Here is a 26165-nt window from a genome sequence, read left to right as displayed (position 1 = left end):
CTAATCGTCGTCATCGCCGCGCCGGTGCCGCTCGAGCATGAGTGTGACCAGTGACTCCTGGAGCCACGTGAGCGCCGCGTAGACCGAGACGAGGTAGTGCCGCGTCGCGTCGGTGCCGGGACGGGCCGCCTCCTCGTACAGGCGCTCCGCGTCGTCGTCGGTCGTGACGCCGAGCCGCTCCGCGACGACGAGCCGCACGTCGGTGAACGTCGCCGCGACCTCGGGCGCGCGGTCGAGCGGCACGCGGAGCGCGTCGTCGCCCGCGGGGTCGGACAGGTCCGACCAGAGCCGTGCGAGCCGGGCGACCTTGCGCGCCCGGAGGTCGTCCTCGGTGAGCCGGCGGAACTCGGCCGACACCTCGGGGTTCTCGCGCGACGCGTCGGGCAGCAGGCGGCGGACCGCGGGGTCGTCCGGCGCAGGCACGGGCGCGGTGCGCAGGCGCGGGGCGTCGTCCCCGCTCGCCACGAGCGCGTCGAGCTCGGCCCTGCCCAGGCCCTCGAGCCGCACACCACCGAGCAGCTCCGCGACGTCAGCGACGAGCGACGCGAGCACCTCGCGCTCGTCGCGCCCGACCCGGGCGACGAATGCGCCGCGCCGCTCCTTGAACGCGCGCATCACTGGCCGCTGCGCTGGAGCGTCGCCCACAGGCCGAACCCGTGCATGGCCTCGACGTCGACCTCCATCTGCTCGAGGGACCCGCTGGAGACCGCGGCGCGGCCCTCCTCGTGGACCTGGCGCATGAGCTTCTCCGCCTTGGCGTGCGGGTGGCCGAAGTACGTCTCGAACACGTACGTCACGTAGGTCATGAGGTTCACGGGGTCGTTCCACACGATCGTCACCCACGGATCGGCGACGGCGGCCTCCTCGCGCGTCTCTTCGCGCTCCTGCGTCGAGGTCCCGGCCGGCACGCGTCCCACTGTAGGCAGCGCGCCCGCGAGCGCGCCGCGTCGGCAGCGCGCGGGTCGGCCACCGGGCCTAGCGTGACGCCCATGACGAGCGCGGCGCTGCTCACCGACCGGTACGAGCTCACCATGCTGGAGGCCGCGCTGGCCGACGGCACCGCGCACCGGCGGTGCGTGTTCGAGGTCTTCACCCGGCGCCTGCCGGCCGGACGCCGCTACGGCGTGGTGGCGGGGACGGGCCGCGTTCTCGAGCGGCTCGCCGACTTCACGTTCGGCGCCGACGAGCTCGAGTGGCTCGCGCGCGAGCGCGTGGTCGGCGACGCGACCCTCGAGTACCTCGCCGCCTACCGGTTCGGCGGCTCGATGGTGGGCTACGCCGAGGGCGAGGCGTTCTTCCCGCAGTCGCCGCTGCTGGTGGTGGAGGGCACGTTCGCCGAGGCCGTCGTGCTCGAGACGCTGGTGCTGTCGATCCTCAACTATGACTCGGCCGTCGCGTCCGCCGCCTCCCGCATGACGAGCGCGGCCGTCGACCGGCCCTGCCTCGAGATGGGCTCCCGCCGCGCGCACGAGGAGGCAGCCGTCGCGGCGGCGCGCGCGGCGGTGGTGGCGGGCTTCGCCGGCACGTCGAACCTCGAGGCCGGCCGGCGGTACGGGCTGCCGACGATCGGCACCGCAGCGCACGCGTACACGCTGCTGCACGACGACGAGGAGTCGGCGTTCGCGTCGCAGGTCGCCACGCTCGGGACGGGGACGACGCTGCTGGTCGACACGTACGACGTGCGGCGCGGCGTCGAGCGCGCGCTCGCGGCGGCGGGGACGTCGCTCGGGGCCGTGCGGCTCGACTCGGGCGACCTGGGCGTGCTGGCGCACGAGGTCCGCGCGCAGCTCGACGCGGCGGGAGCACGCGCGACGCAGATCGTCGTGACGTCCGACCTGGACGAGCATGCGATCGCGTCGCTCGCCGTCGCGCCGGTCGACTCGTACGGCGTCGGGACCTCCGTGGTGACAGGGTCGGGCGCTCCGACGTGCGGCATGGTCTACAAGCTCGTGGCCCGCGAGGGGCGCTCCGGCGCGCTCGAGCCGGTCGCGAAGGCGTCGACGTCCAAGACGTCGGTCGGCGGCCGCAAGTCTGCCGGGCGGCGGCTCGGGCCGGACGGACGGGCCACCGAGGAGCTGCTCGTCGTCGGACCGGACGACGCGGTGCGCGCGTGGGAGCCGGGCGACGGCGTGCGCGCCCTGCACGTGCCGCTCGTGGCCGACGGCGTGGTCGACGAGCGGTGGGCGGGCGCGGCGGGGGTCGACGCCGCGCGGCTGCGGCACCGGACGTCGCGTGACGAGCTGCCGCGCGGTGCGCGACGCCTCTCCGCCGACGAGGCCGCGGTGCCGACCGGCACGCTCCGCGTCGGGTGACGGCGCGACGCCGACGCTTCGCCCGCCGGACGTCGACGGCGTCCTCCCCCGCAGCGTCCCGCACGCACCGCAGAGTCCCCGCACGCACCACAGCGGCCCGGGCCGGGAGGCCGCGGGCCGCTGTGCGGTGGCGGGATGCAGAGGGGAGACGCCCCGCCGCCTGGTGGTACGCCTTGTGGGCTAGACAGTCGTCCGGCTGCGCGTCACGAAGGTCATGATCAGGCTCACGACGAGCACGATGACTCCGAGCCACAGCAGGAACGAACCGATGCTGGTCGCGACGCCGAGAACGATCATCACGATGCCGACGACGATGAGAGTGAGCCACAGCGGCATGTCGAGCCTCCTTGTGTCGAGGTCCGGAAGCGGCGTCCCCCGCGGGTTCGGGGGGCCGTCGACCTGATTCGAGAGTGGCAGCGCCGACCGCCGTGCGCGCGCCGAACGTGCGGTTGCACGAATCGCGCCAGGTGTTATGCAGACACGTGTCCAGCGCGCTGACCTGCACGGATGAGAATCGCTCGATGCGTCCACATCGCGAGACGGACCTTGTGACGGGGGTGACGCGAGGCGTATCGCGCGCGACCCGCGGCGCTCAGCGCCGCCCGACGAACCACCCGCGCAGCATCTCGACGCGCGCCTCGAGCTGCCCGGGGTCCGCGAGCGCGACCTCGGGCCCGCCGCAGCGCCGGCGCAGCTCGCTGTGCACCGAGCCGTGCGGCTGACCGCTGCGGCGCGCCCACGCGCCCACCAGCTGCGCGAGCTCCTTGCGGAGCTCGGCCTGCCGGCGGTGGTCCATCTCCTCGGGCGTCGGCCCGGACCGTGCGCGCTTCTTGCCCGCCTGCTGGTCCGCCTGTCGCTGCCGCAGCAGCTCGGACACCTGGTCGGGGTCGAGGAGGCCGGGCAGCCCGAGGAAGTCGAGCTCCTCGTCCGAGCCGACCTCGGCGCCCGTGCCGAACTCGCCGCCGTCGAACAGGACGCGGTCGAACGACGCCTGCGCCTCGAGCGCCTCGAACGCGCCCTGCTTGCCGTCCGGCCCGAGCGCGTCGGCCCCGTGGCGCTCCGTGTTCGCCTCGGCGACGAGCGCGTCCTCGGGGTTGTACAGGGCGCCCTCCTCCTCGGCCGTCTTGGGCCGGTCGAGCGCGTGGTCGCGCTCGGCCTCGAGGCTGTTCGCGAGCACCAGCAGCTGCGGCACGCTCGGCAGGAACACCGACGCCGTCTCGCCCCGCCTGCGCGCGCGGACGAACCGGCCCACCGCCTGCGCGAAGAACAGAGGCGTCGCCGTGCTCGTCGCGTACACGCCGACCGCGAGCCGCGGCACGTCGACGCCCTCGGAGACCATGCGGACCGCGACGAGCCAGCGGGAGTCGCTCGCGGAGAACTCGTCGATCCGGTCGCTCGCGCCGTCGTCGTCCGAGAGCACGACCGTCGGCGACTTCCCCGTGATCCGCGCCAGGTGGCCGGCGTACGCGCGCGCGTCGGTCTGGTCGGTCGCGATGACCATCGCGCCCGCGTCCGGCACGGTCCGCCGCACCTCGGTGAGCCGGCGGTCGGCCGCGGCGAGCACGCTCGGGATCCACTCGCCGTTCGGGTCGAGCGCGGTGCGCCACGCCTGCGCCGTCATGTCCTTGGTGAGGGGCTCGCCGAGGCGCGCGCTGATCTCGTCGCCGGCCTTCGTGCGCCACCGCATCGAGCCGCTGTACGTCAGGAACAGCACCGGCCGGACCACGTGGTCTCTCAGGGCGTCGCCGTACCCGTACGTGTAGTCCGCGACGCTTCGCCGGATGCCGTCGCCGTCGGGCGCGTAGACCACGAACGGGATCGCGGCGGTGTCGGAGCGGAACGGCGTGCCGGTGAGGGACAGCCGGCGGGTCGCGCCCTCGAAGGACTCGCGGACGGCGTCACCCCACGAGAGCGCGTCGCCGCCGTGGTGCACCTCGTCGAGGATGACGAGCGTCGGGGCCGCCGCGGTGCGCGCGGCGTGCAGCGCGGGCTTGCTCGCCACCTGCGCGTACGTCACGGCGACGCCGTCGAACCCGTGGCCGTGCCGACCCTGCGCGTTCGTGAAGTGGGGGTCGAGCCGGATGCCGACCCGCGCCGCCGCGTCCGCCCACTGGCGCTTGAGGTGCTCGGTGGGCGCGACGACGGTGACCCGCCGCACGACCCGCGCCTCGAGGAGCTCGGTCGCGATGCGCAGGGCGAACGTCGTCTTGCCGGCGCCCGGCGTCGCCACGGCGAGGAAGTCGCGCGGCGAGCGCTCCCGGTAGAGCTCGAGCGCCTCGGCCTGCCAGGCCCGCAGCTTGCCCGCCGTCCCCCACGGCGCACGCGCAGGGAACGCCGGCGGCAGGTTCGAGGCTGCCGACGCCGAGGCGTGCGAGGTGCTGGAGGACGGCCGCTGTGCCGCGCTCACTTGCCGGACGAGCCGCGGCCGAAGCCCCAGCGTCGTCCGCCGCCCGAGCCGCCGCCGCCCTCGGCACCGCCCTGGCCGCCTTGGCCGCCCTGCCCCTCGCCGTCCTGCGGTTCCCGGAGGCCCTCGTAGATCTCCTTGCAGACGGGGCAGACCGGGAACTTGTTCGGGTCGCGCCCGGGGACCCAGACCTTGCCGCACAGGGCCACGACCGGCTTGCCGGACATCGCCGACTCGAGGATCTTCTCCTTGCGCACGTAGTGCGCGAACCGCTCGTGGTCGCCGGGCTCGACCTGCTCGCGCGTCTCCTCGCGCTCCAGCACGCTCGTCGCGGTCTGCTGGTCCGGCCCGATCGGCGCCGGCTGCGGCTCGGGGGTCGGCGTGCTCGGCGACAGCGGCTCACTCATGCGGGCGAGTCTACGTAGCCCCACCGACACGACAGCCGCCCGTCCGCCCGCGCCGCCGACCAGGCCGGCCACGCGATCGCGTCCCGACCAGGCACCCGTCCGCCGGGCGGCCGGCGCGGAAGCGCGACGAGCTCTGTGCTCCGCGCCGAGTTCGGTGGTCGCGACCACAGGTCCCGGCAGGGAGCACAGAGCTCGAGGCAGTCCCGGACGGGCTACTGGGCGGGCTACTGGGCGGGCTGCCGCGCTAGAGGCCCTGCCAGGCCGGCTTCGCCGCGTAGGTCTCGCGGTAGTAGTCCGCGAGCTGCAGCCGCGACGCGGCCGCGTCGTCGACCAGCACGGTCACGTGCGGGTGGTGCTGCAGGATCGTCGCGGGCCACATGGCGCTGACCGGGCCCTCGACGAGCTGGTGCACGGCCTCGGCCTTGCCCCGTCCCGTCGCGAGCAGGACCAGGTGACGGGCCGACATGATCGTCGCGAGCCCCTGCGTGAGGCAGTGCGTCGGCACCTGGTCGAGGTCGCCGTCGAAGAACCGCGCGTTGTCCTCGCGCGTCTGCCGGGTCAGCGTCTTGATGCGCGTGCGCGACGCGAGCGACGAGCCCGGTTCGTTGAACGCCACGTGCCCGTCGGTGCCGATGCCGAGCAGCTGGACGTCGACGCCGCCGGCGTCGGCGATCGCGCGCTCGTACTGCGCGCACGCGTCGGCGAGGTCGGCCGCCAGACCGTCCGGGCCCTGCACCGCGTCGGGCGCGAAGTCGACGCGCGACGCGATCTCGCGGTCGATGACGTTGCGGTAGCGCTCCGGGTGCCCGGCCGGCAGCCCGACGTACTCGTCGAGCATGAACGCGCGCGCATCCGCGAACGACAAGCCGTCCTCGGCGTGCCGCCGGGCGAGCTCGTCGTAGACCGCGAGCGGGCTCGAGCCCGTCGCGAGCCCGAGCACGGCGTCCGGCCGGTGGCGCAGCAGCGCCTCGATCGCGTCAGCCGCGAGCCGCGCGAGCGCGGGCCCGGGCGCGATGACGACCTCCATCAGCGCACCTCCTCTTCCACGCGGGCGCCGCGGACCACCCGGCGGCTCACGCGTACGTGCCGCGTCCGACGAGCGCCGCGCCCAGCGCCCCGACCGGGACCCCGGCGGGCGCGAGCGTGACGCGCTCCGCGAGGTCCAGCGAAGCGAGGAAGGGCGACTGCCGCGACTCGGCCAGCAGCGCGGCGCGGACGACGTCGAGCAGCGGCTCCCCGATCGCGGCGACGCCACCACCGATCACCACGCGGCCGACGTCGCAGGTCAGGACGAGGATGCGGACCGCGGATCCGACCGCCCACGCGAACCGGTCGCGCAGCGCGACCGCGACCGCGTCCCCCGCCTCGGCGGCCTCGAAGACCAGCGCCGGCGAGGGCCGGCCGTCCGTCGAGGGCCAGGCGGCGTCCAGCGCCGAGCCCGACGCGTACTGCTCGAGGCACCCCGCGCGGCCGCACTTGCACGGGAGCCCGTCGGGCACGAGCGTCAGGTGGCCGATCTCCCCCGCCGACCCGCGCACGCCGCGGCGCAGGCGGCCGTCGAGCAGCAGACCCGCCGCGACGCCGGTGCCGAGCGCGAGGAACGCGACGTCGGGCGCGAGCCCGTGCGCGCCGTCGGTCGCGGCCGCAGCGCCGACGACGGCGGCGTTGAGGTCGTTCTCGACGCGCACCGGCACGACGCCGCCGAGGCGGTCATGCAGGTGCGCCGCCAGCGGCACGCGCCCGGCGATGCCGAGGTTGACCGCGTGCTCGACGCTGCCGTCGCCGGGGACGACCACGCCGGGCACGCCGATCCCGACGCCGACGAGCTCGCCTACCCCGATCCCCGCGAGCGCGGCGAGCCGCTCGACCGCGTCGGCCGCGCCGGTCACCACGCCGTCGAGCCCCCGCACCGTCGCGGTGCGGACCTCGTGGCGCGGCACGCCGTCGGGGTCCACCGCGACGCCGAGCACCTTCGTGCCGCCGATGTCGAGGCCTACGGCCCAGCCCCCCGACCGTCCGGCGAGCGGCGTCGCCGCGCGCGGTCGGCCCGGCATCCCGTCCAGGGATGCCTCGTCGTAGGCGTTCACGTCAGCCCTTCACCGCCCCGGACACCAGGCCCGACGTCATCCGACCCTGCACGAACAGGAAGAACACGATCACCGGGACGGCGATGACCGCGGCACCCGCCATCACCACGCCCCAGTCGGTCGCCTTGTTCGTCTCGACCAGGCCCTGCAGCCACAGCGGGAGCGTCCGCTGGGACGGGTCCGTCATGACCACGAGGGCGAGGGTGTACTCGTTCCACGCCTGGAGGAACCCGAACACGCCGGCCGCGACCAGCCCGGGGGCGAGCAGGGGGAACGTGATCCGGAAGAACGCGCCGACGCGGGACAGCCCGTCGACCATGCCGGCCTCCTCGAGCTCGATCGGCACGCCCGCGACGAAGCCGCGCAGCATCCAGATCGTGAACGGGAGGATCGCGGCCGTGTAGACGAGCGCGAGGCCGGCCGAGCGGTTCACGAGGCCCCAGCCGTCGAGCACCTTGTACTGCGAGATGAACAGACCCTCGGCCGGGATCATCTGCACGATGAGGATCGTCAGGATGAACGCCTTGCGGCCGCGGAACCGGAACCGGCTGATGGCGAGCGCGGCGACGAACGCGAACAGCAGCGCCGCGACGAGCACCATGACGACCACGGTCACCGAGATGCGCATGGCGGCCCAGAACGAGTCGTCGTCGAGCACGCGCCGCACGTTGGAGAACGTGCCGCCGAACGGCAGGAACGTCGGCGTCGGGTTCTCGATCTTGTCGAGCGGCAGGAACGCGCTGTTGATCATCCAGTAGATCGGGAAGACCCACGCGAGCGAGACGAGGACCGCGACGACGCTCCAGATCGTGCGCGAGGTCCGCGGCTGGGTGCGTCCGGTCGAGGCCTCGCGCGGCGCCCGGGACTTGACGGCGCCGTCCGCGCGGCGCGTGCGGCCCGGGGCGGTGGTGGCGGACAGCGTGCTCACAGCTCGTCCTCCTTCAGCATGTGCCGGATGTAGAACCCGGTGAGAGCGAGCGTGATGACGAGCATGATCGTCGCGAGCGCGCCGGCCTTGGCGAAGTCGCGGGCGAACGAGTAGATGAGCGTGCCGAGCAGGTTGGTGTCGTGCGTCGGGGCGCCCGCGCGCTGCAGCGTGTAGATCTGCGTGAACACCTTGAGGTCCCAGATCACCTGCAGCAGGGCGACGATCGACAGGACCGGCCGGATCATCGGCATCGTGATGTTCCAGAACCGCTGACGCGCCGACGCGCCGTCGATCTCGGCGGCCTCGAGCGTCTCGCCGGGCACCTGCGTGAGGCCCGCGTAGACGGAGAACGCGACGAAGGGCACCGACATCCAGACGACGATCACGGTCGCGACGAAGAAGAACGACGTCGGATCGATGATCCAGGAGTGCCCCTCCATGCCGTGAAGGCCGAAGACGTTGCTCAGCACCCAGTTGATGACGCCGTACTTGGTGTCGAACAGCCACTGCCAGACGGTCATCGTGGCCAGCACCGGCGTGCCCCAGGCGAGCAGCATCGCGACCTGCATCGTGATGCGCGCACCACGGGTCACGCGGGTCATCAGCACGGCGAAGGCCACGCCGATGAGCATCGTGAGGGCCGCGTTGACGAGGCAGAAGGCGATCGATCGCCCGATGACGGTCCACACGTACGAGTCGGTGAGCAGCTCGCGGTAGTTCTTGAGGCCGACCCACTCGGCGGGCGCGCCGAACTGCTGGCGCAGGCCGTACTCCTGGAAGGAGATGACGAACTGGCGGACGAGCGGGTAGCCGAGGGCGACGGCGATGACGGCGCTCGCGGGGACGAGCAGGGCGTACACGCCGAAGCGGGGGCGCCGGCGCCGGCGCCCGTCGGGCGTCGGTGCCCGGTCCGGGAGGCTGGGAGCGGTGGCTGCCATGACGGAGGCTCCTGTCTGGTGGTGCGGCCGGACCCGCCGTGTCGCGGCGGCCCGGCCGCACCGGGTTCAGCTCGCCGGGCGGAGGGCCCGGCGCGGGGGCACGTGCGGTGGCACGTGGAGCCGGTGGCCGGCCGGTACGTCGTGAGCGACGGCCGGCCACCGGCCCGAGGAGCATCAGCCGTTGAGGATGTCCTCGATCTGCTTGTCCGTGTTCTGCGCGGACGACTTGATGTCCGCGCCCGTCGCGATCTTCTGGAAGAAGTCCTCCAGGACGCGGTCGCCCTCGACGGTCGCCCAGTTCTCGGCGGCCGGGGTGAGCTTGGCGTTGAGCGCGGCGGCGACGGCGGCCTTGGCGTAGACGTCGTCACCCATCGAGGCGGCGTAGTCCGTGTTGCCCGGGATGAGGCCGTTCTTGCCGAGCTGGTTCTGGAAGTCCGCCGAGAAGATGATCTTCAGCAGGTTCTTGGCGAGCTCGGGGTGCTTCGACTTCGCGGAGATGCCCAGGTTCGAACCGCCCGCGAAGGCCGTCGCGTACGTGCCGGCCGTCAGACCCGGCAGCGGGAAGACGCCCGTGTGCGCCTCGTTGCACTTCTGCTGGTCGGCGAGCTTGGCCTTGGCGGCGTCGGAGGTGTCCTTCGGGTCCACCTTCTTGTCGCACTCGGTCAGGTTGATGCTCCACCGCGCCCAGGTCGGCGCCGAGAACATCGCGGCCTGGCCGGCGTTGAACGCGACCCACGGGTTGTTCGAGTCGCTGTCCGCCGGCGCGTGGTTCGCGTTCTTGAACAGGTCCTGGACCGTCGTCAGACCCTTGATGGAGGCGTCGGACGAGAGCGCGCCCTTCCAGGTGTCGCCGTCCTGCGTCGCCAGGTCACCGCCGTTGGTGTAGATCCAGGCCGCGCCGTTGTACCAGTCCTGACCGGGGAACCAGAAGCCCGAGACCTTGCTGCTCGTGAGCTTCTTCGCCGCGGCCGTGAACTCGTCCAGCGTGGTCGGGACGTCGACACCGGCGTTCTTGAACATGTCCTTGTTGTAGAACACGGCGCGCGCACCCGAGTAGTAGGGCACCGCGTAGAGCTTGCCGTCGGCCTTGCCCGCCGCCACGAAGCCGGGGAGCAGCTTGTCGCCGCCCAGGGGCTGGTACAGGTCCGAGATGTCCTTGAACGCGCCGGCGTAGGTGAAGGTCGCCGACTGCGTGTTGCCGATCTCCACGACGTCCGGGGTCTGGTCCGCCGAGGTGAGGGCGGTCTGCAGACGCGGCACCAGGCCGTTCCAGTCCTGCTGCTCGATGACGAGCGTCGAGCCCGGGTTCTCCTTGGCGAACTCCGAGACCAGGTAGTCGCGGAGCGCCTGCGGGGTGTCGGTGCCGTTCAGCCACAGCTTGATGGTGGCGGCCTCCGGCGCGGCGCTGGTCGCGCCGCCCGTCGACGTCGACTGCGTGCCCTTGTCGCCGCCGGAGCTGCAGGCGGTCAGCGCGAGCGCCGCCGCCACGCCGACGGCCGCGAAACGTAGCATCTTCACGTTGGGGTTCCTCCCGTGAGCGAGGCGGTCGCCGGACGGCGCCCGCCGAGGGTGGTGCTTCCGACCTGCTAGGGGTCGGCTCGGGGTCGTCACGTGACCCCGAGCTGACCTGACAGGACCAGGACCGCCGCACCGGCGAGCGTCCCGTCCTCGTCGAGCGAGCCCATCCGCAGGGCCAGCTCCTGACCGATCACCGGCATGGTCCGGCTGCGGACGGTATCCAGCGCCGCCTCGGTCAAAGCCCCGTCCAGCAGCTCCGAAGGGCCGCAGAGCAGGACCTCGGCGAGGTCGAGGGCGCTGACGACGGGTGCGAGGGCGACGCCCAGCAACCGTCCTACCGACGCCAGCGCGGCGTCGGAGTCTTCGGGGGTGAGGCCGGCGGTGCGCCGGCGCAGGGCCGGGACGCTGAGCACGGTCTCGAGGCAGCCGCGGCGGCCGCACGCGCAGGCGCGCGGGTCCTCGCCCGGCGTCGTGTCGTCGACGACGGTGACGTGCCCGAGCTCGCCGGCCGCGTGGTGCCGGCCGCGGACGAGCGCGCCGTCGACGACGATGCCGGCGCCGACGCCCTCCCCCACCGTGACGACCATCGAGCCGGAGCCCGCGGCGCCGCCGTAGGTGAACTCGGCGAGGGCGCGCGTGTTGGCGTCGTTGGCGACGTGGACGGGGACGCCGAGGCTCGCGGTGAGGACCTCCGCGAGGGGGAGGTCGTACCAGCCCCGGTTGGGCGCCTGCACGACGCGACCGTCGGGGTCGATGACACCCGGCGACGCGACGCCGACGCCGATGACGGGGGCGGGCGCGCCGGCGAGCAGCTCCCGGCACAGCGCCTCGAGCTGGTCCTGCGCCGCCTGGCCCGTGCGCCCCTCGAGCGGCTCGTCGCGGCGGAGCACGACGGCGCCCGTGAGCGTCAGCACCGCGCCGTGCATGCGCTCCTCGTCCGTGAGGTCGACCGCCACGATGCTGAAGTCCTGCGTCCGCATCCCGACGAGGGTCGCGGGCTTGCCGACGCGGCTCTCCGTGCGCTGGCCGAGCTCCTCGACGAGGCCCTCGCCCAGCAGATCCGCGACGAGGCCGGAGACGGTGACGCGCGTGAGGCCGGTGCTCCGCGCGATGTCGGCGCGGGACGACGGGCCCTCGTGGAACAGGTGCGCGAGGACGAGGGACCGGTTGTGCGCACGGGCGTGCTCGGGGAGCACCTTGGCGGTGGGGCGGAGGGCTCGTCCCACCCCCTGCGTCGGGGCGGCGAGCGGCTGCGTCGTCGCTGTCACGTTTGTTAGTAGACCTTCCTTACTAATCCGAGTCAAGCCCGGTCGGTGACCGTGATCACATCGTGATGAACCGTTCACACGACCGACGTACGCGGCGGGCACGGAAACAGGTCGGACACGCGCCTGCCGGCCGACGGGGCTCTGACCTGGCCACATGCCATCCCAGGGCTGCCCGTCGTGCCGCGGCCACAGCTCCTGGCAGGCGCCCGCAGCAGTCAGGCGAGCCCGTCAGCGCGGGGCGTGCGGGACCCAGCCGAGCGCGCCGGCGTACCGCACCGACATGCTCGCGACGCCGATCGCCTCGGTCAGCGCGGTGTCGAACGTCTCCCCCCGCGCCAGTGCCGCGGCGAGCGCGCCGTGCAGCACGTCGCCCGCGCCCAGCGTGTCGACGACCTCGCTCGCGGGCACCTGCGGAGGCACCACCGCGTACCGGTCGACCTCGACGGCGAACGCGTACGGGTCTCCGCCGGGCCGCAGCTCGGCGACGCTCCGGACGCGCACCGGTCCCGCGCCGGCCGAGCGCGCGACGGCGGCCGGTCCGAACGCGGCGACCGCGTCGAGCAGGGCATCCACGTCGCCGACCTCACCGGACGAGGCGGAGCCCTGGAGCCCCGCCGGGAGACGGAAGTCGGCCGAGAGCACCGCCTGCTCGACCTGCGCCAGGAGCGCGTCGAGCCCGGGCTTCCACGAGCCGCCGTCGAGCAGCACGGGCAGCTCCCGCTCGCGCGACTCGGCGGCGAGCACGACGGCCGCGCCGAGGTGGTGGCCGTCGACGAGCAGCGCCGTGGCGCCCGCGAGCGCGTCGTCGAGCCGGGCGCGGGCGAGGTCGGCCGCGTCGGGGGTGGCGGTGCCGTTCATCGACACGACCGCCCGCTCGCCGGTGGACCGCGTCACGAGGACGGTCGAGAGCGGCGGGTCCGCGTCGCGGTCGGCGTCGAGCAGGTCGAGCACCTCGACGCCTGCGACCTCGAGCGCGCGGCGCACGAGCGCGCCGCGCGGTGAGGCGCCGATCGCGGTGACGAGCCGGGTCGGGACGCCGAGCGCGACGGCGGACGCGGCCGCGTTGGCCGCGGGGCCGCCGAAGGTGACCGCGGCGTCACGCGCGACGACCTTCTCGTCGGGACGGGGCAGCGCGTCCACCACCTGCACGACGTCGAGGGTCGCGAGGCCGCAGCACACGAGACGGGCGGGACGCTGCGGGGCGCGCCTCGGGGTCATGCGACGCCTCAGGCCGTGACCGTGCGCGCCGCCGGCCGGTCGACCAGCGCGTACGTGACGGCGCCGAGCACGAGCGCGGCGACCGCGACGGCGGGCCACGCACCGATCACGTGGCCGAGCGGGTGGGCGCCCGCGAAGCAGACGAGCCCGGCGGCGAGCACCGCGACGGTGCGCGCCGCACCGGCCGGACGCCATGCCCGCACGGCGCACCACGCGGCGCCGGCGAGCAGCACCACGCCGCCCAGCGCACGGTTGCCGGTGCCCTGCGCGACGGCGAACGCGACCCCCATGCTGAGGGCGGCGACCAGGGCCGTGGGCACGCGCGACATGGCGTCACCCTACGTGCTCGAACGTCCTGTGCAGCGCGCCCCGGCAGGGCAATACGGTGGGACCACCGCACCTTTCGACGAGAGGGATCGACCGTGTCCACGCAGCCCATCGACGCCACGACCACGAGCGCCTGGCAGGCCCTGACCGACCACGCGACGACCCTGACGCCGGACCTGCGCGCGTGGTTCGCGGACGACCCGGGCCGTGCCGAGCGCCTCACGCTCCGCGTCGCCGATCTGCACGTGGACCTCTCGAAGAACCTCGTGACGGACGACACGCTCGCGCTGCTGCGCCAGCTCGCGGGCGAGGTCGGCGTCGCGGACCGGCTCGCGGCGATGCTGCGCGGCGACCACATCAACGTCACCGAGGACCGCGCGGTCCTGCACACCGCGCTGCGCCGCCCGCGCGGCGTGCAGCCCGCGCTCGTCGTCGACGGGCAGGACGTCGACCACGACGTGCACGAGGTGCTCGAGAAGGTGTACGCGTTCGCCGAGCAGGTGCGCAGCGGCGCGTGGACGGGCGTCACGGGGCGGCGCGTCGAGACGGTCGTCAACATCGGCATCGGCGGCTCGGACCTCGGGCCGGTGATGGCGTACGAGGCGCTCAGGCCGTCCGTGCAGGAAGGCCTCGAGCTGCGGTTCGTCTCGAACATCGACCCGACGGACATCGCGGAGAAGACGAAGGACCTCGACCCCGAGACGACGCTGTTCATCGTCGCGAGCAAGACGTTCGGCACGCTCGAGACGCTGACCAACGCGCGCCTCGCTCGCGACTGGCTCTGGGAGATGCTCGGCACGCCGGACGACGAGGACGCGCGCCGCGAGGCCGTCGCCAAGCACTTCGTCGCCGTGTCGACCGCGCTGGACAAGGTCGCGGCGTTCGGCATCGACCCCGCGAACGCGTTCGGGTTCTGGGACTGGGTCGGCGGCCGGTACTCGGTCGACTCGGCGATCGGCACGTCGCTGGCGATCGCGATCGGTCCGGACGGGTTCCGCGACTTCCTCGCCGGGTTCCACGCGGTCGACGAGCACGTCGCGACGGCACCGCTCGAGCAGAACGTGCCCGTGCTGATGGGCCTGCTCAACGTCTGGTACGTCAACTTCCTCGGGGCGCACACGCACGCGGTGCTGCCCTACGCCCAGTACCTGCACCGGTTCCCGGCGTACCTGCAGCAGCTGACGATGGAGTCGAACGGCAAGTCGGTCCGCTGGGACGGCTCCCCCGTGACGACGCAGACCGGCGAGGTGTTCTGGGGCGAGCCCGGCACCAACGGGCAGCACGCGTTCTACCAGCTCATCCACCAGGGCACGCGGCTCATCCCGGCCGACTTCATCGCCGTCGCCAACCCGGCGCACCCGCTCAAGGACGGCGACACCGACGTCCACTCGCTGTTCCTCGCGAACTTCTTCGCGCAGACGAAGGCGCTCGCGTTCGGCAAGACGGCCGACGAGGTGCGCGCGGAGGGCACGGCGGAGGACATCGTCCCGGCGCGCGTGTTCTCGGGGAACCGGCCGACGACCTCGATCCTCGCGCCCGCGCTGACGCCGTCGGTGCTGGGCCAGCTCATCGCGCTCTACGAGCACATCACGTTCGTCGAGGGCGTCGTGTGGGGCATCGACTCGTTCGACCAGTGGGGCGTCGAGCTCGGCAAGAAGCTCGCGCTCGAGATCGCACCCGCACTGACCGGGGACGACGCGGCGCTCGAGGCGCAGGACGCGTCGACACGGTCGCTGATCGAGACCTACCTGCGGCTGCGCGGCTGACCGGCGGTCGGGTTTTTCCACGCCCGCCGCGTGCCGCGCGGAGGTCCCGGACGAGGTCCCGGTTCGCGCCCCCGCGGCCGCGTGATACTCGGCGCATGACGACCCGCCGGACGCCGGCCGCGCGCACGCTCGCGTCGGTCAGCCGCGTCGAGCTGCTGGACCTGCTCCAGCAGCGCGGGCCGGCGACGGTCGGCGAGCTGGCCGCGGCGACGGGTCTGCACGAGAACACGACGCGCGAGCACCTGCAGCGGCTGGTGGACGAGGGCTACGCCGTGCGGACGCCCGAGCACCGCACCGTGCGTGGCCGGCCGCGCATGATCTACCGGGCGCGCACGGCCGACGACGTGCGCGCCGACCCCGTCGCGCGACGCCGGCTCGAGGATGCGATCGCGAGCGCCGCGCTGACCGAGGCGCTGCTCCGCGACTACGGCCGATCGGCCGCGTCACCTGCGGAGACGGCCGTCCGCGCGGGTCGCGACACGGCGCTCGAACGGGCTGCTGCCGATGCGCGGGGCACCGTCGACGACGCCGACCTGACGTCCGCCACGACGCCGGAGGCACGCCAGCTGCTGGCGCTCGAGCACCACCTCGACAGCATGGGCTTCGACCCCGAGCTCGAGGAGTCCGCGCCGCGCTTCCACATGTGGCGGTGCCCGTTCCTGGCGCTCGCCCGGTCCCGGCCCGAGGTCGTGTGCAACGTCCACCTGGGACTCGCCGCGGGCGTGCTGGAGGCGGCGGGCGGCCCGGTCCGCGCGGTGGCGATCCAGCCCTGGGTCGCCGAGCGACACTGCATCCTCGAGCTCGACCGGCGGCCCGGCACGCGGACCCCGGCGGCCGGTCCGGTCCCCACGGCCCCGGTCCGCGCGCAGCACCTCGACGGCGCGCGAGACGGCCCCCGGCCATGACGACACGAACGTTTTTTCACGGCACTTGCCCTGGCTGCGCGGCGGCGACCCGGGCGACGATCGTCGGCACGCACCCCGAGGAGGCACCATGCCCGAGCCCGTCGAGATCCTGACGTCCGCCGCTGCGACCGAGGAGCGCTGCGGACCGCACACGTGCGACTGCGGCGCGCAGGACCACGGCGACCCCGTGCTCGACGTGCGCGCCATCCCGCACGCGATCCGCCACGCGACCGTGCTCGGGGCCTTCGACGCGATCGCGGAGGGGGACGCGCTCGTGGTCGTCGCGCCGCACCTGCCGAGGCCGCTGCTCGCGCAGCTCGCCGAGCGCGCGCCGATCGAGTACGTCGTGCTCGTCGACGGCCCTGACGCGTGGCACGTGCGCATCACGCGTCTGCCGGCAGCCTGACGCCGACGCCGGACAGCGGGCGCGCGTGACCCGTGCGGCCCGCGGTCAGGTCAGCGTCACGGGGACGTCGACCGTCACGGTGGCCCACCCGTCGGAGAGCACGAGCTCGAGCGTGTAGGAGCCCGGTTCCACGAACCAGCCGCCGAGGTCGGCGTGGAACGTCTCCGTACCGCCGCCGGGCAGCCACCAGTCGGACCACACGCTGAACCCGTCCGACCCCGTCAGGGTCGCCTCCATCGAGGTCAGCGAGCGGCCGGTCGCCGGTGTGGCGGTGTAGGCGATGTCGAAGCCGTCGGCCGCCGTGCCCGTGATGGTCGACGGGTCGATCGCGAGGGTCGGCGAGTGGCCCCTCACCGTGACCGTGCGCGTCACACGCGTGGTCCGGTTGTTCGAGTCCGTCGCGGTGACCGTCAGCGTGGCCGGGCCGTCGAGCAGCGAGCTGACGTCGAGCGACGTGCCGAACGCGTGCGTCGCGGTCCACCACCCCGACGTCGACCAGTACGCCTCGCCGCCCGACGGCTGCGAGACGTCGAGGTCGATCGACGTGAGGGTGGCGGTCGACCCCGCGCGCGGGGCGACCGTGCCGGCGACGGCGAGGGTCGCGCCGGCGACCGTCGCGCCGGCCGCCGGAGAGGTCAGCGTCACGACGGGCGGGAGCGCGAGGGGCGTCACCGTGACGGCGGCCGACCACGACGACGAGCCCTTCTCGTTGCGAGCGGTCGCCGAGACGGCGTATGCCGTGCCGTTCCGCAGGCCGGTCAGCGCCACGGACCGCGACGCCGCGGCGGCCGCGTCGACCTTCTTCGTCACGGTGGTGCCGCCGCCTGCCGGGACCGCGCGGACCGTGTAGCTCTGCACGACCGAGCCGTTGCCGGCCGGCCGGGCGACCGTGACGCGCGCGGTCGTGTCGCCGGGCGTCGCGGTGACGGCCGGGCGCGACGGTCGCGTGGGCTTCGGTGCGTGGTACCGGACGGACACGGTCGCCGTCGCGCTCGTCAGCCGCGACACCGTGATCCGGACTCCCTCGGGTGACGTCCACGCGGAGGCCGCCGGGAGCGTCACGGACGACCACGCGTTCTGCGGCTGGAGGTCGAGCAGGAGCGTCGCACCGCGGGTGCCCGCGCGGACGCGCGAGTCCGTCATGCGTACCTCGACGCCGACGCCGCCGGGAGACAGCTTCGAGTCGACGCCCGCGTGCTGGCGCAGCTCGACCCAGTACGTGCGCGTCCGGCTCGCCTTCACGCGGATCGTCTTGACGCCCGCCGACGGCCCGACCAGCGGCGTGAGCCGCACGTTCGAGACGCTGCGCGTGACGACCTTCGTCTGCGTCGACGTCAGCCAGTGGAGCTGCGCCAGGTGCGGCGTCGCGAACGACCCCGACGACGGGATGTCGCCCATGTCGTCGAAGCCGTCGCCGTACTCGGCGGCCGAGCACGAGGCGGCGAGCGTCACGCGCACGCCGGACGCCTTGCACCGGTACGCGTTCGCGTGGTCGAGGCCGAGGGTGTGGCCCATCTCGTGCGCGAACACCGACAGGTACGGCGTGCCGTCGATCACGAGGTACCGGCCCGGGCTCGAGGAGGTGCCGAGCTGCGCCATGCCGGCCCAGTAGCTGCTGCAGGACGGGTGGTAGATCTCGACGCGGTCGTACGCCGACGGCTTGTAGCCCTTCTTCTTCGCCGCCGCGAGCGCACGCGAGACGAGCCGCGACTCGAGGCCCTCGCACGCGAGGCCGGTCGCCGAGATCTTGGTCCAGGGGGCGACGGAGCCGGAGATGCCGACGCGGCCGCGCGAGACCTCGCGGTAGTAGCGGTCGAGCTGCGTGACGCCCAGCGACCGCAACGTCGAGGTGGTGGCCGAGTCCCGGGGGTTCCAGCTCCAGTACACGGGAACGATCAGCACGCGGACGTGCTTGCGCGCCTTCGGCGGGTTCGCGACCGGGACCGACGTGTCGTACTCGAAGCCGTCCGGGCCGACCACGGCGGGCGTGGTGCCCGGCGCGGACGGGTCGACGGTGGCGGTCGTCGCCGCGCGGGCGGCCCGGGCGGGCGCGGGCGCCGCCACGCCGTGCGCGGGTGCGGCGGCCGTGCGGGCGGTCGCGGGAGCAGGCACGGCACGGGCGGTCGCACCCGGGGTGTGGGTCGCGCCGGACGAACCACCCGCGTCGCCGGCCGCAGCATCAGCCGCGACGGTGGCCGTCCGGTCGAGGGCGCTCGGTGCGGAGGGCGCGGGCGTGGTCCACGCGACGGCGAGCGCCGCCGTGGCAGCAGCCGCGCCGAGCGCGGCGCTCCACGAGGGCCGGCGGCCGGCCGGGCGTCCAGGCATCGAGTCCCCTCTCACCGTGTCGCGCGTCGGGCGCGCCGCACCGGCATCATCCGGTGTCCTGCCGCTCCCCTGCGGTCGCCTCGCGGCCGGACCGGTCACCATCGAACCGTGCAGCGGCACCGACGAGCACGAAAGTCGCCCGGGCGGGTGGGGTGCAGCCGCCCGGGTGAAGGAGCGCGCACCACGGCGTGAGATCGTCGGGGGCATGGCGGAGGTCGTGCGGGCGCGCGTCGACGCGTGGTGCTGGGCGGTGCGGCTGTTCCCGACGCGCTCGGCCGCGGGCGCCGCGTGCCGCGCCGGGCACGTGCGCGTCAACGGCGAGCGCGCCAAGCCCGCGACCGTCGTCGTGCCGGGGGACGAGGTGCACGTGCGCGGCGGCGAGCGGGAGCGGATCGTGATCGTCGAGCGGCTCGTGGTGAAACGCGTCGGCGCGGCCGTCGCGGTCGCGTGCTACCTCGACCGGTCGCCGGTGCCGCCGCCCAAGGAGCACGTCGCAGTCGTCGCGCAGCGCGACCGGGGCGCCGGACGGCCGACGAAGCGCGACCGGCGGCTCATCGAGCGGCTCCGCGGCCACTGACCCGGCGGTACCGGTGCTACGGCCCCACGCCGAGCCGGCGCGCGAGGGCCATCGCGTCGACCGGTGCGCGCACCTTCACGTCGTTGTCGAAGTACACGACGACGTCGCGCCCCGCGGGCTCGTGCGGCGCGGGCGGGCCGAGCCGTCGCGCGTCGGGCGGCTCGTCACCCGCGGCCCACGCGGCGATCTTCGCGGCCCAGCGGTCGAGCGCCTCGTCGTCGTACCCGCTCGTGTACAGCTCGGTGTCGCCGTGCAGCCGCACGTACACCAGCCGGTCGCTCGTCACGTCCTCGACGACGGGCCACCGGCCCGCGGTGTCCGCGACGACGACCGCGATGTCGAGGTCGCGCAGCAGCGCCGGGAAGCGGGGGTCGAGGAACGTCGCGTGCCGGACCTCGAGCGCGTGCTGGAGCGGGCGGTCGGCGTCCGTGGTCGTCCACGCGCGGGCGTCGAGCCGCTCGTCGTGCCGGGCGGCGAGCTGCGCGGCGGCGGCCGTCGTGCGCGGCAGGAGCGCGGCGAACGCGGCGATCCGGTCGGGGTCGAACCCGAGCGTCGGCGGCAGCTGCCAGAGGACCGGGCCGAGCTTCGCGCCGAGCGCGAGCGGGCCGCTCGCGAAGAAGTTGGCGAGCGGCGTCTCGACATCCGCGAGCTTCCTCATGTGTGTGACGAACCGCGGCCCCTTGACCGAGAACACGAAGCCCTCGGGTGTCTGCTCGGCCCACGCGCGGTACGACTCGGGGCGCTGGAGCGCGTAGAACGAGCCGTTGATCTCGATGGACGTGAGCCGGCTCGAGGCGAACGCGAGCTCGTCGGCCTGACGCAGGCCGCGCGGGTAGAACGCGCCGCGCCACGGCGCGTACCGCCAGCCCGAGATGCCGATCCGGATCGCCACCCCGTCAGGCTGGCGGACGATGCGCGGGCCGGCGAGGCGAGGCGCGGCCGCGGTGGTCAGGCGGTCGGTGCGCGAGGCGCATAGTGGGTGCGTGCCACCCATCGACGCGCCCGTCGCGGAGCCTCTCGTCGAGGACGTGTACCGCCCGCGGCTGCCGCTCGACCTCCGCCTCACGCTCTCGGCGCTGCGCCGCGGCGGCGGCGACCCCGCGTGGTTCTGGGCGCCGGACGGTGCGGTCTGGCAGGCCACCTCGACGCCCGACGGGCCCGCGACGCGTCGCCTGCACGCCGTGCGCGGCGAGGTGCGCGTCACGGCGTGGGGGCCGGGTGCCGAGCGGGCCGTCGCGGGCGTGCCCGCGTTGCTCGGTGCGGCCGACGACCCGACCGGCTTCGACCCCGCGCTGCACCGGGTCGTGCGGGACGCGGCGCGGCGCCTGCCGGGCCTGCGGGTGCCGCGCAGCGGCCACGTCTTCGAGGCGCTCGTGCCGGCGGTGCTCGAGCAGCGGGTCGTCGGGCTCGACGCGAAGGACTCGTGGCGTCGCCTCGTCCGCCGCCACGGCACGCCCGCTCCCGGGCCGACGCCCGTGCCGCTGCGCGTGCCGCCCGACGCCTCGGTGTGGGCCGCGCTGCCCGACTGGGAGTGGCGCTCGGCGGGGGTCGAGGGCGCCCGCTCGGGGGCCGTGCGCCGTGCCGCGCAGGTGGCCCACGCCCTGCGCGCGGACCTGCCGCTCGCGGAGGCGCGGCGGCGGCTCTCGACGGTGCGCGGGATCGGGCCGTGGACGGTCGCGGAGGTCGCGTCGCGCGCGCTCGGTGACGCCGACGCCGTGTCGGTCGGGGACTTCCACCTCGCGCACCTCGTCGGCTGGGCGCTGACCGGCGTGCGCACCGACGACGCGGGGATGCTCGAGCTGCTCGAGCCGTGGCGCGGGCACCGCGGACGCGTCGTCCGCCTGCTCGAGCTGACGCAGCGCCCGCCGCGGTTCGGGCCGCGCGCCCCGCGGGCCCGCCCGCTCGTCTGACCTGGCGCTCGCCGCGCTCCGCCCGGCGCAGGCAGGCGGCGCGCGGCGGACGGGACGTTCGGCACGCGTGCTTGTGTCGAGAACGGGACGGCCCGGGCGTCACGGTGTTGGATCGGGCACAGTGCCCGACGGAGCGCCGAGGAGAGTCGCCATGAAGTACATGCTGTTCGTCTGCACCGACCCGGAGGCCGAGCCCTACGACCCCGCGTTCGACACGATCGGCCAGTGGGTCGAGGACCTCGACCGGCGCGGCGTGCGTCAGCACGGCGACCGGCTGCGGCCGCCCGAGGACGCGACGACCGTCCGTTGGCGCCGCGGAGAGGTGCTCGTCACCGACGGCCCGTTCGCCGAGACGCGGGAGCAGATCGCCGGCTACGACATCCTCGACTGCACAGATCTCGACGAGGCGATCGAGGCGGCGTCGCAGCACCCGATGGCACGGTTCGGCCGCATCGAGATCCGGCCGTTCTGGCCGCTGGAGGTCGACGCGGACGGACGACCAGTAGGGTCCTGACCGGGCGCGTGGACGGATCGGTCCGCGCGGTCGACACTCGAAGCACCGACGCACCTGTGGAGCACGCCATGACCTACCCCGTGATCGAGCCGCGCGACGAGGAGCGTTCCGGCGCCGCGGGCAAGGCCGTCGCCGTCGTGACCTCGTTCATCCTGTTCCTCGTCGGGCTCGGCCTGTTCGCGCTCGCGTTCGAGGTGGACGAGGCGTGGCGCGCGTGGACGTTCGCGGGCGGCCTCGCGATCGTCACGCTCGCGTTCATGCTGCCGACGACGATCATCCCGGCGCTCGAGGGCGACGACTGACGTCTCCCTGAGCCGGCCGGCCGACGGGGCCGCGCCGTTCTGCTACGGGCAGAACGTGCGCGGCCCCGTCGTCGTCCGGGCCGCGGCTAGCGTGACGAGGGACGGCGGACGGGTCGCCGCGTTCCCGCGGGTGCGGGCGGACGGTGCCGTCGCCGAGGGACGGCACGCAGGGACGACAGGAGGACGGGCGATGACCCACGACGGACGCGACGAGCCCTTGCTGCGCCGCCTCGTCGGCACCCTGCTCCGGGCGCGCCGGGAGGAGCAGTCCCGCACGCTGCGCGACGTCGCGGAGTCGGCGCGCGTCTCGGTCGCGTACCTGTCCGAGGTCGAGCGCGGCCGCAAGGAGGCGTCGTCCGAGGTGCTCGGCGCGGTGTGCCGCGCGCTCGGCATGCGGCTCGTCGACCTGGTCGGCGCTGCTCACGCCGAGCTGGCGGCGGCCGAGGGGCGCGTCGTCGTGGACCTCACGGACCCGCGCGCCGAGCGGGCGCGCGAGCGGCTCGTGGTCCTGCGCGGCGGCGCGGCCGGCGGCCGTGCCCAGTCGGCGGCCGGTGACGCCGTGCTGCTCGCCGCCTGACGCCGCCCGCCGCCCGTCACGCGGCGTCCCGCGGGCTCGTCACGACCCGGTCCGCGAGGCCGTACTCGACCGCCTGGTGTGCGGTGAGGATCAGGTCGCGGTCGGTGTCGCGGCGCAGCCGCTCGACGCTCTGACCCGTGTGCCGCGCGAGGACCTGCTCCACCTCGGCGCGGAGCCGAAGGATCTCGCGCGCCTGGATCTCGAGGTCCGCCGCGGTGCCCTCTCCCCCGCCGGAGGGCTGGTGCAGCAGCACCCGTGCGTGCTCGAGGACGTGCCGCTGACCGGGTGTGCCCGCCGCGAGCAGCACGGCCGCGGCCGACGCCGCCTGACCGAGGCAGAACGTCGCCACCGTCGGCCGGACGTACTGCATCGTGTCGTAGATCGCGAGCAGCGCCGTGATCGAGCCGCCGGGCGAGTTGATGTAGACGTGGATCGGCGAGATGTCGCTCTCCGACTGCAGGTGCAGCAGCTGCGCGACGACCACGTTGGCGACGCCGTCGTCGATCTCGGTGCCGAGGAAGATGATGCGGTCGCTCAGCAGCCGGGAGAACACGTCGGCCGCGCGCTCGCCGTTCGGGCGCTGCTCGACCACGTACGGGATCGTGTACTGGCTCATCACAGGCCCGCCGTCCGTGCGCCGCCCGCGGGGCGGACGTCGTCGAGGCGTTCGACGACCTTGTCGACGAACCCGTAGGCGCGCGCCTCCTCGGCCGTGAACCAGGCGTCACGGTCCGCGTCGCGCGCGATCTCCTCGATCGTCCGGCCCGTGTGCTCGGCCGTCAGCGACTGCATCGTGTGCTTCACGTGCGCAAGGTTCTGCGCCTGGATCTCGATGTCGACCGCGGTGCCGCCGATGCCGCCCGACGGCTGGTGCATCAGCACCCGCGCGTGCCGCAGCGCGTACCGCTTGCCGGGCGTACCCGCCGACAGGAGGAACTGCGCCGCGCTCGCGGCCAGACCCATCGCGAGCGTCGAGACGTCGTTCGGGATCAGCCGCATCGTGTCGTACATGGCGAGGGCCGCGCTGACCGAGCCGCCCGGCGAGTTGATGTACAGCGCGACGTCGCGGCGCGGGTCCTCGGCGGAGAGCAGCAGGAGCTGCGCGCAGACCCGGTTGGCGACCGTGTCGTCGACCTCCTGCCCGAGCACGACGATCCGCTGGTGCAGGAGGCGGGCGGCGAGGTCGTCGTCGAAGGCCCGGCCGACGGGTGGGGCGGCGGTGCGGGTGGCGGCGGTGCGGGCGGCGGCGGCTCGGTCCTCGTCGACGCGACGGGCGAACGGTGCGGCGGTGCTCGCGCGCTGCTCGCCGGCCCAGCGGGCGTCGGGCGGCGCCGCGGTGCGTGCGTCGAACGGTGCGATCTCGGTGGGTCCGGTCGGGTGGATCTGAGGGTGGGACATCGGTGCTCCTCGGGTCGGGTCGTTCGACCGTCGCACCGGCCCGGCCCGCGTGGACCTCGGGTCTGCCGTGGGCGGATCCGCCGACGGCAGACGCCGTGCGCTCGCGGCCGCGGAGGAGTCGCCCGCGGGTCGTCGTCGGGCGTCGCGGCGGTTCCGCCCAGCGGGTCCGCCCAACGGTGCCGCCCGTCGGTTCCGGCCACCGGCGCCGCCCACCGGCGCGCCCGTCGGTTCCGGCCACCGGTTCCGGCCACCGATTCCGCCCACCGATTCCGCCCACCGGTTCCCACCCACCGGTTCCGCCCACCGGTTCCCCACCGGTTCCGCCCACCGGTTCCCACCACCGGTTCCGCCCACCGGTTCCCGCCACCGGTTCCCACCAGTTCCGCACAGCGGTTTCGCCCCGGGGCATGTCCGGGGTTTCGCCCAGAGCGAAGCCGGTGAAGGTGCTGTTAGCGGGCATTTCTCGTACACTTGTTCGTGGGGAGATCGGCAGTGGAGGCCGCGACTGCGGCGCAGAGAGGCGGCGCGGTGCAGCCCGGCCAGCTCCCCGACTTCCCCGTGCTCGGCGCAGACGTCGCCTCCGTCGCAGCGACGCTCCGAGCCGTCCGGCTCGATCGGGCTGCGGACGCCGACGTCGTCAACGCGATCGCCGGCTGGCAGCAGGTCGTCGACGCCGCGAGCGCAGCCCAGGCTGCAGCGATCAGCGAGCTCGTCGCCCGTCGGCCCGTCACCCGCGACGGTGTCGCCGACGAGGTCGCACTCGCGCTGGCGTGCACGCGGCGGCGTGCCACCCACCTGCTCGGCCGGGCTCACGGGCTCGACCAGTTCGCGGTCCTGCGGGACGCCCTCGCCTCGGGCTCGCTCGACACCGCCAAGGTGGACCTGCTGCTCGACGAGGTGGCGGTGCTTCCCGTGCCGGCTGCCGATGCGGTGCTCCGCGAGGTGCGCGAGCGCGCGGACGGTCTGACGACGACCCAGCTGCGGCGTCTCGTGCGCCGCCATGTGCTCACCGCCCGTCCCGAGGTCGCGCAGGCCCGAGCGAAGAAGGCGCGGCGCGAGCGTTGCGTGGACCTGCAGCACGGTCCGGACGCCATGGCGTGGGTGCACGCCTACCTCCCGGCGCCGGACGCGGTGGCGATGCACGGTGTGATCGACGCGCTCGCGTGTGCCCAGCGTGCCCGTGACGACGACCGCAGCGCGGACCAGCGCCGCGCGGACGCGCTCAGCGGGCTGTTCGCGGGCATCCTCGCGACCGGCGCTCTGCCGGACGGGACCCCGCTCCCCACCCCGCAGGGTCACCGCGTCGGCGTGCAGGTCGCGGTCGGCGCGACCACGTTGCTCGGGCTCGACGACCTGCCGGGCGAGCTCCTCGGCTACGGCCCGATCCCCGCCGCGATGGCGCGCGACCTCGCCCGCGACGGCACGTGGCGTCGCGTCCTCACCGACGCCGCCGGCCACGTGCTCCACGTCGACGACCACACGCACCGGGCAGGGCTGGTGATGACGCCTGCCGCTGCGCGTTCTCGTGGGGGCGAGCCGAACGCCGAGCCGGCGGGCGCGACGACGCGCGGGGGTGCGCGGTCAGGTGAGGGGCGCTCCGCCGAGGCCGGGCCGGAACCCGGTGGCCCACCGCCGGGCGACGTCGGTCGAGCCGGTTACCGGCCCGGCGCCCGCCTCCGGCGTTTCGTGCTCGTGCGCGATCAGGTGTGCGCGTTCGCGGGCTGCGGCATGCCCGCGTGGCGTTGCGACCTCGACCACGCTCTCCCGTTCGACTCGTCCGACCCCGACGCGGGCCCCACCTGCGCGTGCAACCTGCGGCCGCTGTGTCGTCGCCACCACCGGCTCAAGACGCACTTCGGGTGGTCCGTGGCGCACGACCCCGAGACAGGTATCACCGCGACGACGAGCCCGACCGGCTTCACCTACCTCCGCCCGTCGCCGACGCTGCTGATGACGACCGACCAGCGCCCTGGCCCACGCGTGCCGCGTCGCGAGACGCGAGCGGATCGGCCAGGAGGACTGCGGCCCCCCGAACGCGACGACCCGCCGCCGTTCTGACGCGCCGGCCCGCACCTCGT

27 protein-coding genes are annotated in these 26165 nt (G+C 74.4%); 10 read left to right on the top strand and 17 right to left on the bottom strand.

Translation table 11 applies throughout. The annotated features are described in order from the left end of the window. On the bottom strand, positions 1–615 hold the full coding sequence (locus QRT04_RS13355; RefSeq protein ID WP_289455974.1) for a DUF2017 domain-containing protein: 615 nt from the start codon (positions 613–615) through the stop codon (positions 1–3). Next, the gene (gene clpS / locus QRT04_RS13350) at positions 615–908 is read right to left on the bottom strand and encodes an ATP-dependent Clp protease adapter ClpS (protein WP_289455972.1); all 294 of its coding nucleotides are present in this window, start codon (positions 906–908) and stop codon (positions 615–617) included. Before clpS ends, QRT04_RS13355 begins: the two co-directional genes overlap by 1 nt. 81 nt (positions 909–989) lie before the next feature. Here clpS and QRT04_RS13345 point away from each other — a divergent pair, with 81 nt between their 5' ends. Then, entirely contained in the window at positions 990–2312 is a 1323-nt protein-coding gene (locus QRT04_RS13345) for a nicotinate phosphoribosyltransferase (protein WP_289455970.1), read from the top strand. 180 nt (positions 2313–2492) lie between these two features. On the opposite strand, the gene QRT04_RS13340 is transcribed toward QRT04_RS13345, so the two are convergent. The 11 genes from QRT04_RS13340 to QRT04_RS13290 all read right to left on the bottom strand — a co-directional run bounded on the left by QRT04_RS13340 (position 2493) and on the right by QRT04_RS13290 (position 13409). Beyond that, positions 2493–2648 carry a hypothetical protein gene (locus QRT04_RS13340; protein ID WP_289455968.1) on the bottom strand — a complete coding sequence of 52 codons (156 nt, stop codon included), beginning with the start codon at positions 2646–2648 and terminating at the stop codon, positions 2493–2495. A 256-nt stretch (positions 2649–2904) separates the two neighbouring features. After that, complete coding sequence (locus QRT04_RS13335) at positions 2905–4719, bottom strand: DEAD/DEAH box helicase (protein ID WP_289455965.1); 1815 nt, start codon at positions 4717–4719, stop codon at positions 2905–2907. Then, the gene (locus QRT04_RS13330) at positions 4716–5123 is read right to left on the bottom strand and encodes a DUF3039 domain-containing protein (protein ID WP_289455964.1); all 408 of its coding nucleotides are present in this window, start codon (positions 5121–5123) and stop codon (positions 4716–4718) included. The genes QRT04_RS13335 and QRT04_RS13330 overlap by 4 nt, the downstream gene beginning before the upstream one ends. 244 nt (positions 5124–5367) lie before the next feature. Further along, a complete protein-coding gene (nagB, locus tag QRT04_RS13325) occupies positions 5368–6150 on the bottom strand; it encodes a glucosamine-6-phosphate deaminase (protein WP_289455963.1) in 783 nt (260 codons plus the stop codon). A 46-nt stretch (positions 6151–6196) separates the two neighbouring features. Beyond that, a complete protein-coding gene (locus tag QRT04_RS13320; RefSeq protein WP_289455961.1) occupies positions 6197–7210 on the bottom strand; it encodes an ROK family protein in 1014 nt (337 codons plus the stop codon). Between the two features lies 1 nt (position 7211). Beyond that, on the bottom strand, positions 7212–8138 hold the full coding sequence (locus QRT04_RS13315) for a carbohydrate ABC transporter permease (protein ID WP_407653622.1): 927 nt from the start codon (positions 8136–8138) through the stop codon (positions 7212–7214). Continuing rightward, a complete protein-coding gene (locus QRT04_RS13310; protein WP_289455959.1) occupies positions 8135–9076 on the bottom strand; it encodes a carbohydrate ABC transporter permease in 942 nt (313 codons plus the stop codon). Before QRT04_RS13310 ends, QRT04_RS13315 begins: the two co-directional genes overlap by 4 nt. Positions 9077–9250: 174 nt before the next feature. Next, complete coding sequence (locus QRT04_RS13305; protein WP_326522476.1) at positions 9251–10588, bottom strand: extracellular solute-binding protein; 1338 nt, start codon at positions 10586–10588, stop codon at positions 9251–9253. Positions 10589–10683: 95 nt separating this feature from the next. Next, on the bottom strand, positions 10684–11862 hold the full coding sequence (locus tag QRT04_RS13300) for an ROK family transcriptional regulator (RefSeq protein WP_289455956.1): 1179 nt from the start codon (positions 11860–11862) through the stop codon (positions 10684–10686). A 228-nt stretch (positions 11863–12090) separates the two neighbouring features. Then, positions 12091–13080 (bottom strand): PfkB family carbohydrate kinase, encoded by a 990-nt coding sequence (locus QRT04_RS13295; protein ID WP_289455955.1) that lies wholly within the window; start codon positions 13078–13080, stop codon positions 12091–12093. A gap of 8 nt (positions 13081–13088) precedes the next feature. Then, on the bottom strand, positions 13089–13409 hold the full coding sequence (locus QRT04_RS13290) for a hypothetical protein (protein ID WP_289455954.1): 321 nt from the start codon (positions 13407–13409) through the stop codon (positions 13089–13091). Positions 13410–13502: 93 nt separating this feature from the next. Here QRT04_RS13290 and pgi point away from each other — a divergent pair, with 93 nt between their 5' ends. From pgi to QRT04_RS13275, 3 genes are all read left to right on the top strand, one after another. Further along, a complete protein-coding gene (gene pgi, locus QRT04_RS13285) occupies positions 13503–15173 on the top strand; it encodes a glucose-6-phosphate isomerase (protein ID WP_289455953.1) in 1671 nt (556 codons plus the stop codon). 95 nt (positions 15174–15268) lie between these two features. Next, positions 15269–16078, top strand: coding sequence for a helix-turn-helix transcriptional regulator (locus QRT04_RS13280; protein ID WP_289455952.1), 810 nt, complete (start codon positions 15269–15271; stop codon positions 16076–16078). A gap of 88 nt (positions 16079–16166) precedes the next feature. Then, positions 16167–16484, top strand: a complete 318-nt coding sequence (locus tag QRT04_RS13275) for a DUF2249 domain-containing protein (protein WP_289455950.1) — start codon at positions 16167–16169, stop codon at positions 16482–16484. A gap of 45 nt (positions 16485–16529) precedes the next feature. Here QRT04_RS13275 and QRT04_RS13270 read toward each other — a convergent pair whose 3' ends face one another. Beyond that, positions 16530–18809, bottom strand: a complete 2280-nt coding sequence (locus QRT04_RS13270) for a fibronectin type III domain-containing protein (RefSeq protein ID WP_289455949.1) — start codon at positions 18807–18809, stop codon at positions 16530–16532. A 205-nt stretch (positions 18810–19014) separates the two neighbouring features. Between QRT04_RS13270 and QRT04_RS13265 the strand changes: the two genes are divergently transcribed. After that, entirely contained in the window at positions 19015–19386 is a 372-nt protein-coding gene (locus tag QRT04_RS13265) for an RNA-binding S4 domain-containing protein (protein WP_289455947.1), read from the top strand. A 16-nt stretch (positions 19387–19402) separates the two neighbouring features. Here the strand turns inward: QRT04_RS13265 and QRT04_RS13260 are convergent, their stop codons facing one another. Next, the gene (locus QRT04_RS13260; protein WP_289455946.1) at positions 19403–20278 is read right to left on the bottom strand and encodes a DUF72 domain-containing protein; all 876 of its coding nucleotides are present in this window, start codon (positions 20276–20278) and stop codon (positions 19403–19405) included. 91 nt (positions 20279–20369) lie between these two features. Here QRT04_RS13260 and QRT04_RS13255 point away from each other — a divergent pair, with 91 nt between their 5' ends. The 4 genes from QRT04_RS13255 (at position 20370) to QRT04_RS13240 (ending at position 22689) form a co-directional block, all read left to right on the top strand. Further along, positions 20370–21296 (top strand): DNA-3-methyladenine glycosylase family protein, encoded by a 927-nt coding sequence (locus QRT04_RS13255; protein ID WP_289455943.1) that lies wholly within the window; start codon positions 20370–20372, stop codon positions 21294–21296. Between the two features lie 151 nt (positions 21297–21447). After that, positions 21448–21810: a YciI family protein gene (locus tag QRT04_RS13250; RefSeq protein ID WP_289455942.1), complete on the top strand. Its 363-nt coding sequence runs from the start codon at positions 21448–21450 to the stop codon at positions 21808–21810. A gap of 68 nt (positions 21811–21878) precedes the next feature. Beyond that, entirely contained in the window at positions 21879–22112 is a 234-nt protein-coding gene (locus tag QRT04_RS13245; protein WP_289455940.1) for a hypothetical protein, read from the top strand. A 190-nt stretch (positions 22113–22302) separates the two neighbouring features. Beyond that, positions 22303–22689 carry a helix-turn-helix domain-containing protein gene (locus QRT04_RS13240; protein WP_289455938.1) on the top strand — a complete coding sequence of 129 codons (387 nt, stop codon included), beginning with the start codon at positions 22303–22305 and terminating at the stop codon, positions 22687–22689. Between the two features lie 16 nt (positions 22690–22705). Here the strand turns inward: QRT04_RS13240 and QRT04_RS13235 are convergent, their stop codons facing one another. After that, complete coding sequence (locus tag QRT04_RS13235; protein ID WP_289455937.1) at positions 22706–23305, bottom strand: ClpP family protease; 600 nt, start codon at positions 23303–23305, stop codon at positions 22706–22708. Continuing rightward, the gene (locus QRT04_RS13230) at positions 23305–23856 is read right to left on the bottom strand and encodes an ATP-dependent Clp protease proteolytic subunit (protein WP_289456356.1); all 552 of its coding nucleotides are present in this window, start codon (positions 23854–23856) and stop codon (positions 23305–23307) included. Before QRT04_RS13230 ends, QRT04_RS13235 begins: the two co-directional genes overlap by 1 nt. Positions 23857–24579: 723 nt before the next feature. On the opposite strand from QRT04_RS13230, the gene QRT04_RS13225 reads away from it, so the two are divergent. Beyond that, positions 24580–26145 carry an HNH endonuclease signature motif containing protein gene (locus QRT04_RS13225; RefSeq protein ID WP_289455935.1) on the top strand — a complete coding sequence of 522 codons (1566 nt, stop codon included), beginning with the start codon at positions 24580–24582 and terminating at the stop codon, positions 26143–26145. The last annotated feature ends 20 nt before the right edge of the window (positions 26146–26165 follow it).

Source organism: Cellulomonas alba, from assembly GCF_030362835.1.
GTDB classification, from domain to species: domain Bacteria; phylum Actinomycetota; class Actinomycetes; order Actinomycetales; family Cellulomonadaceae; genus Cellulomonas; species Cellulomonas alba.
This window is presented reverse-complemented; position numbering and strand designations above follow the sequence as displayed.

Coding starts and splice junctions, on each gene's coding strand:
- QRT04_RS13355 (WP_289455974.1), bottom strand. CDS start 615: ATGCGCGCGTTCAAGGAGCGGCGCGGCGCATTCGTCGCCCGGGTCGGG.
- QRT04_RS13345 (WP_289455970.1), top strand. CDS start 990: ATGACGAGCGCGGCGCTGCTCACCGACCGGTACGAGCTCACCATGCTG.
- QRT04_RS13340 (WP_289455968.1), bottom strand. CDS start 2,648: ATGCCGCTGTGGCTCACTCTCATCGTCGTCGGCATCGTGATGATCGTT.
- QRT04_RS13330 (WP_289455964.1), bottom strand. CDS start 5,123: ATGAGTGAGCCGCTGTCGCCGAGCACGCCGACCCCCGAGCCGCAGCCG.
- nagB (WP_289455963.1), bottom strand. CDS start 6,150: ATGGAGGTCGTCATCGCGCCCGGGCCCGCGCTCGCGCGGCTCGCGGCT.
- QRT04_RS13310 (WP_289455959.1), bottom strand. CDS start 9,076: ATGGCAGCCACCGCTCCCAGCCTCCCGGACCGGGCACCGACGCCCGAC.
- QRT04_RS13305 (WP_326522476.1), bottom strand. CDS start 10,588: ATGCTACGTTTCGCGGCCGTCGGCGTGGCGGCGGCGCTCGCGCTGACC.
- QRT04_RS13295 (WP_289455955.1), bottom strand. CDS start 13,080: ATGACCCCGAGGCGCGCCCCGCAGCGTCCCGCCCGTCTCGTGTGCTGC.
- QRT04_RS13290 (WP_289455954.1), bottom strand. CDS start 13,409: ATGTCGCGCGTGCCCACGGCCCTGGTCGCCGCCCTCAGCATGGGGGTC.
- QRT04_RS13280 (WP_289455952.1), top strand. CDS start 15,269: ATGACGACCCGCCGGACGCCGGCCGCGCGCACGCTCGCGTCGGTCAGC.
- QRT04_RS13275 (WP_289455950.1), top strand. CDS start 16,167: ATGCCCGAGCCCGTCGAGATCCTGACGTCCGCCGCTGCGACCGAGGAG.
- QRT04_RS13270 (WP_289455949.1), bottom strand. CDS start 18,809: ATGCCTGGACGCCCGGCCGGCCGCCGGCCCTCGTGGAGCGCCGCGCTC.
- QRT04_RS13265 (WP_289455947.1), top strand. CDS start 19,015: ATGGCGGAGGTCGTGCGGGCGCGCGTCGACGCGTGGTGCTGGGCGGTG.
- QRT04_RS13250 (WP_289455942.1), top strand. CDS start 21,448: ATGAAGTACATGCTGTTCGTCTGCACCGACCCGGAGGCCGAGCCCTAC.
- QRT04_RS13245 (WP_289455940.1), top strand. CDS start 21,879: ATGACCTACCCCGTGATCGAGCCGCGCGACGAGGAGCGTTCCGGCGCC.
- QRT04_RS13240 (WP_289455938.1), top strand. CDS start 22,303: ATGACCCACGACGGACGCGACGAGCCCTTGCTGCGCCGCCTCGTCGGC.
- QRT04_RS13235 (WP_289455937.1), bottom strand. CDS start 23,305: ATGAGCCAGTACACGATCCCGTACGTGGTCGAGCAGCGCCCGAACGGC.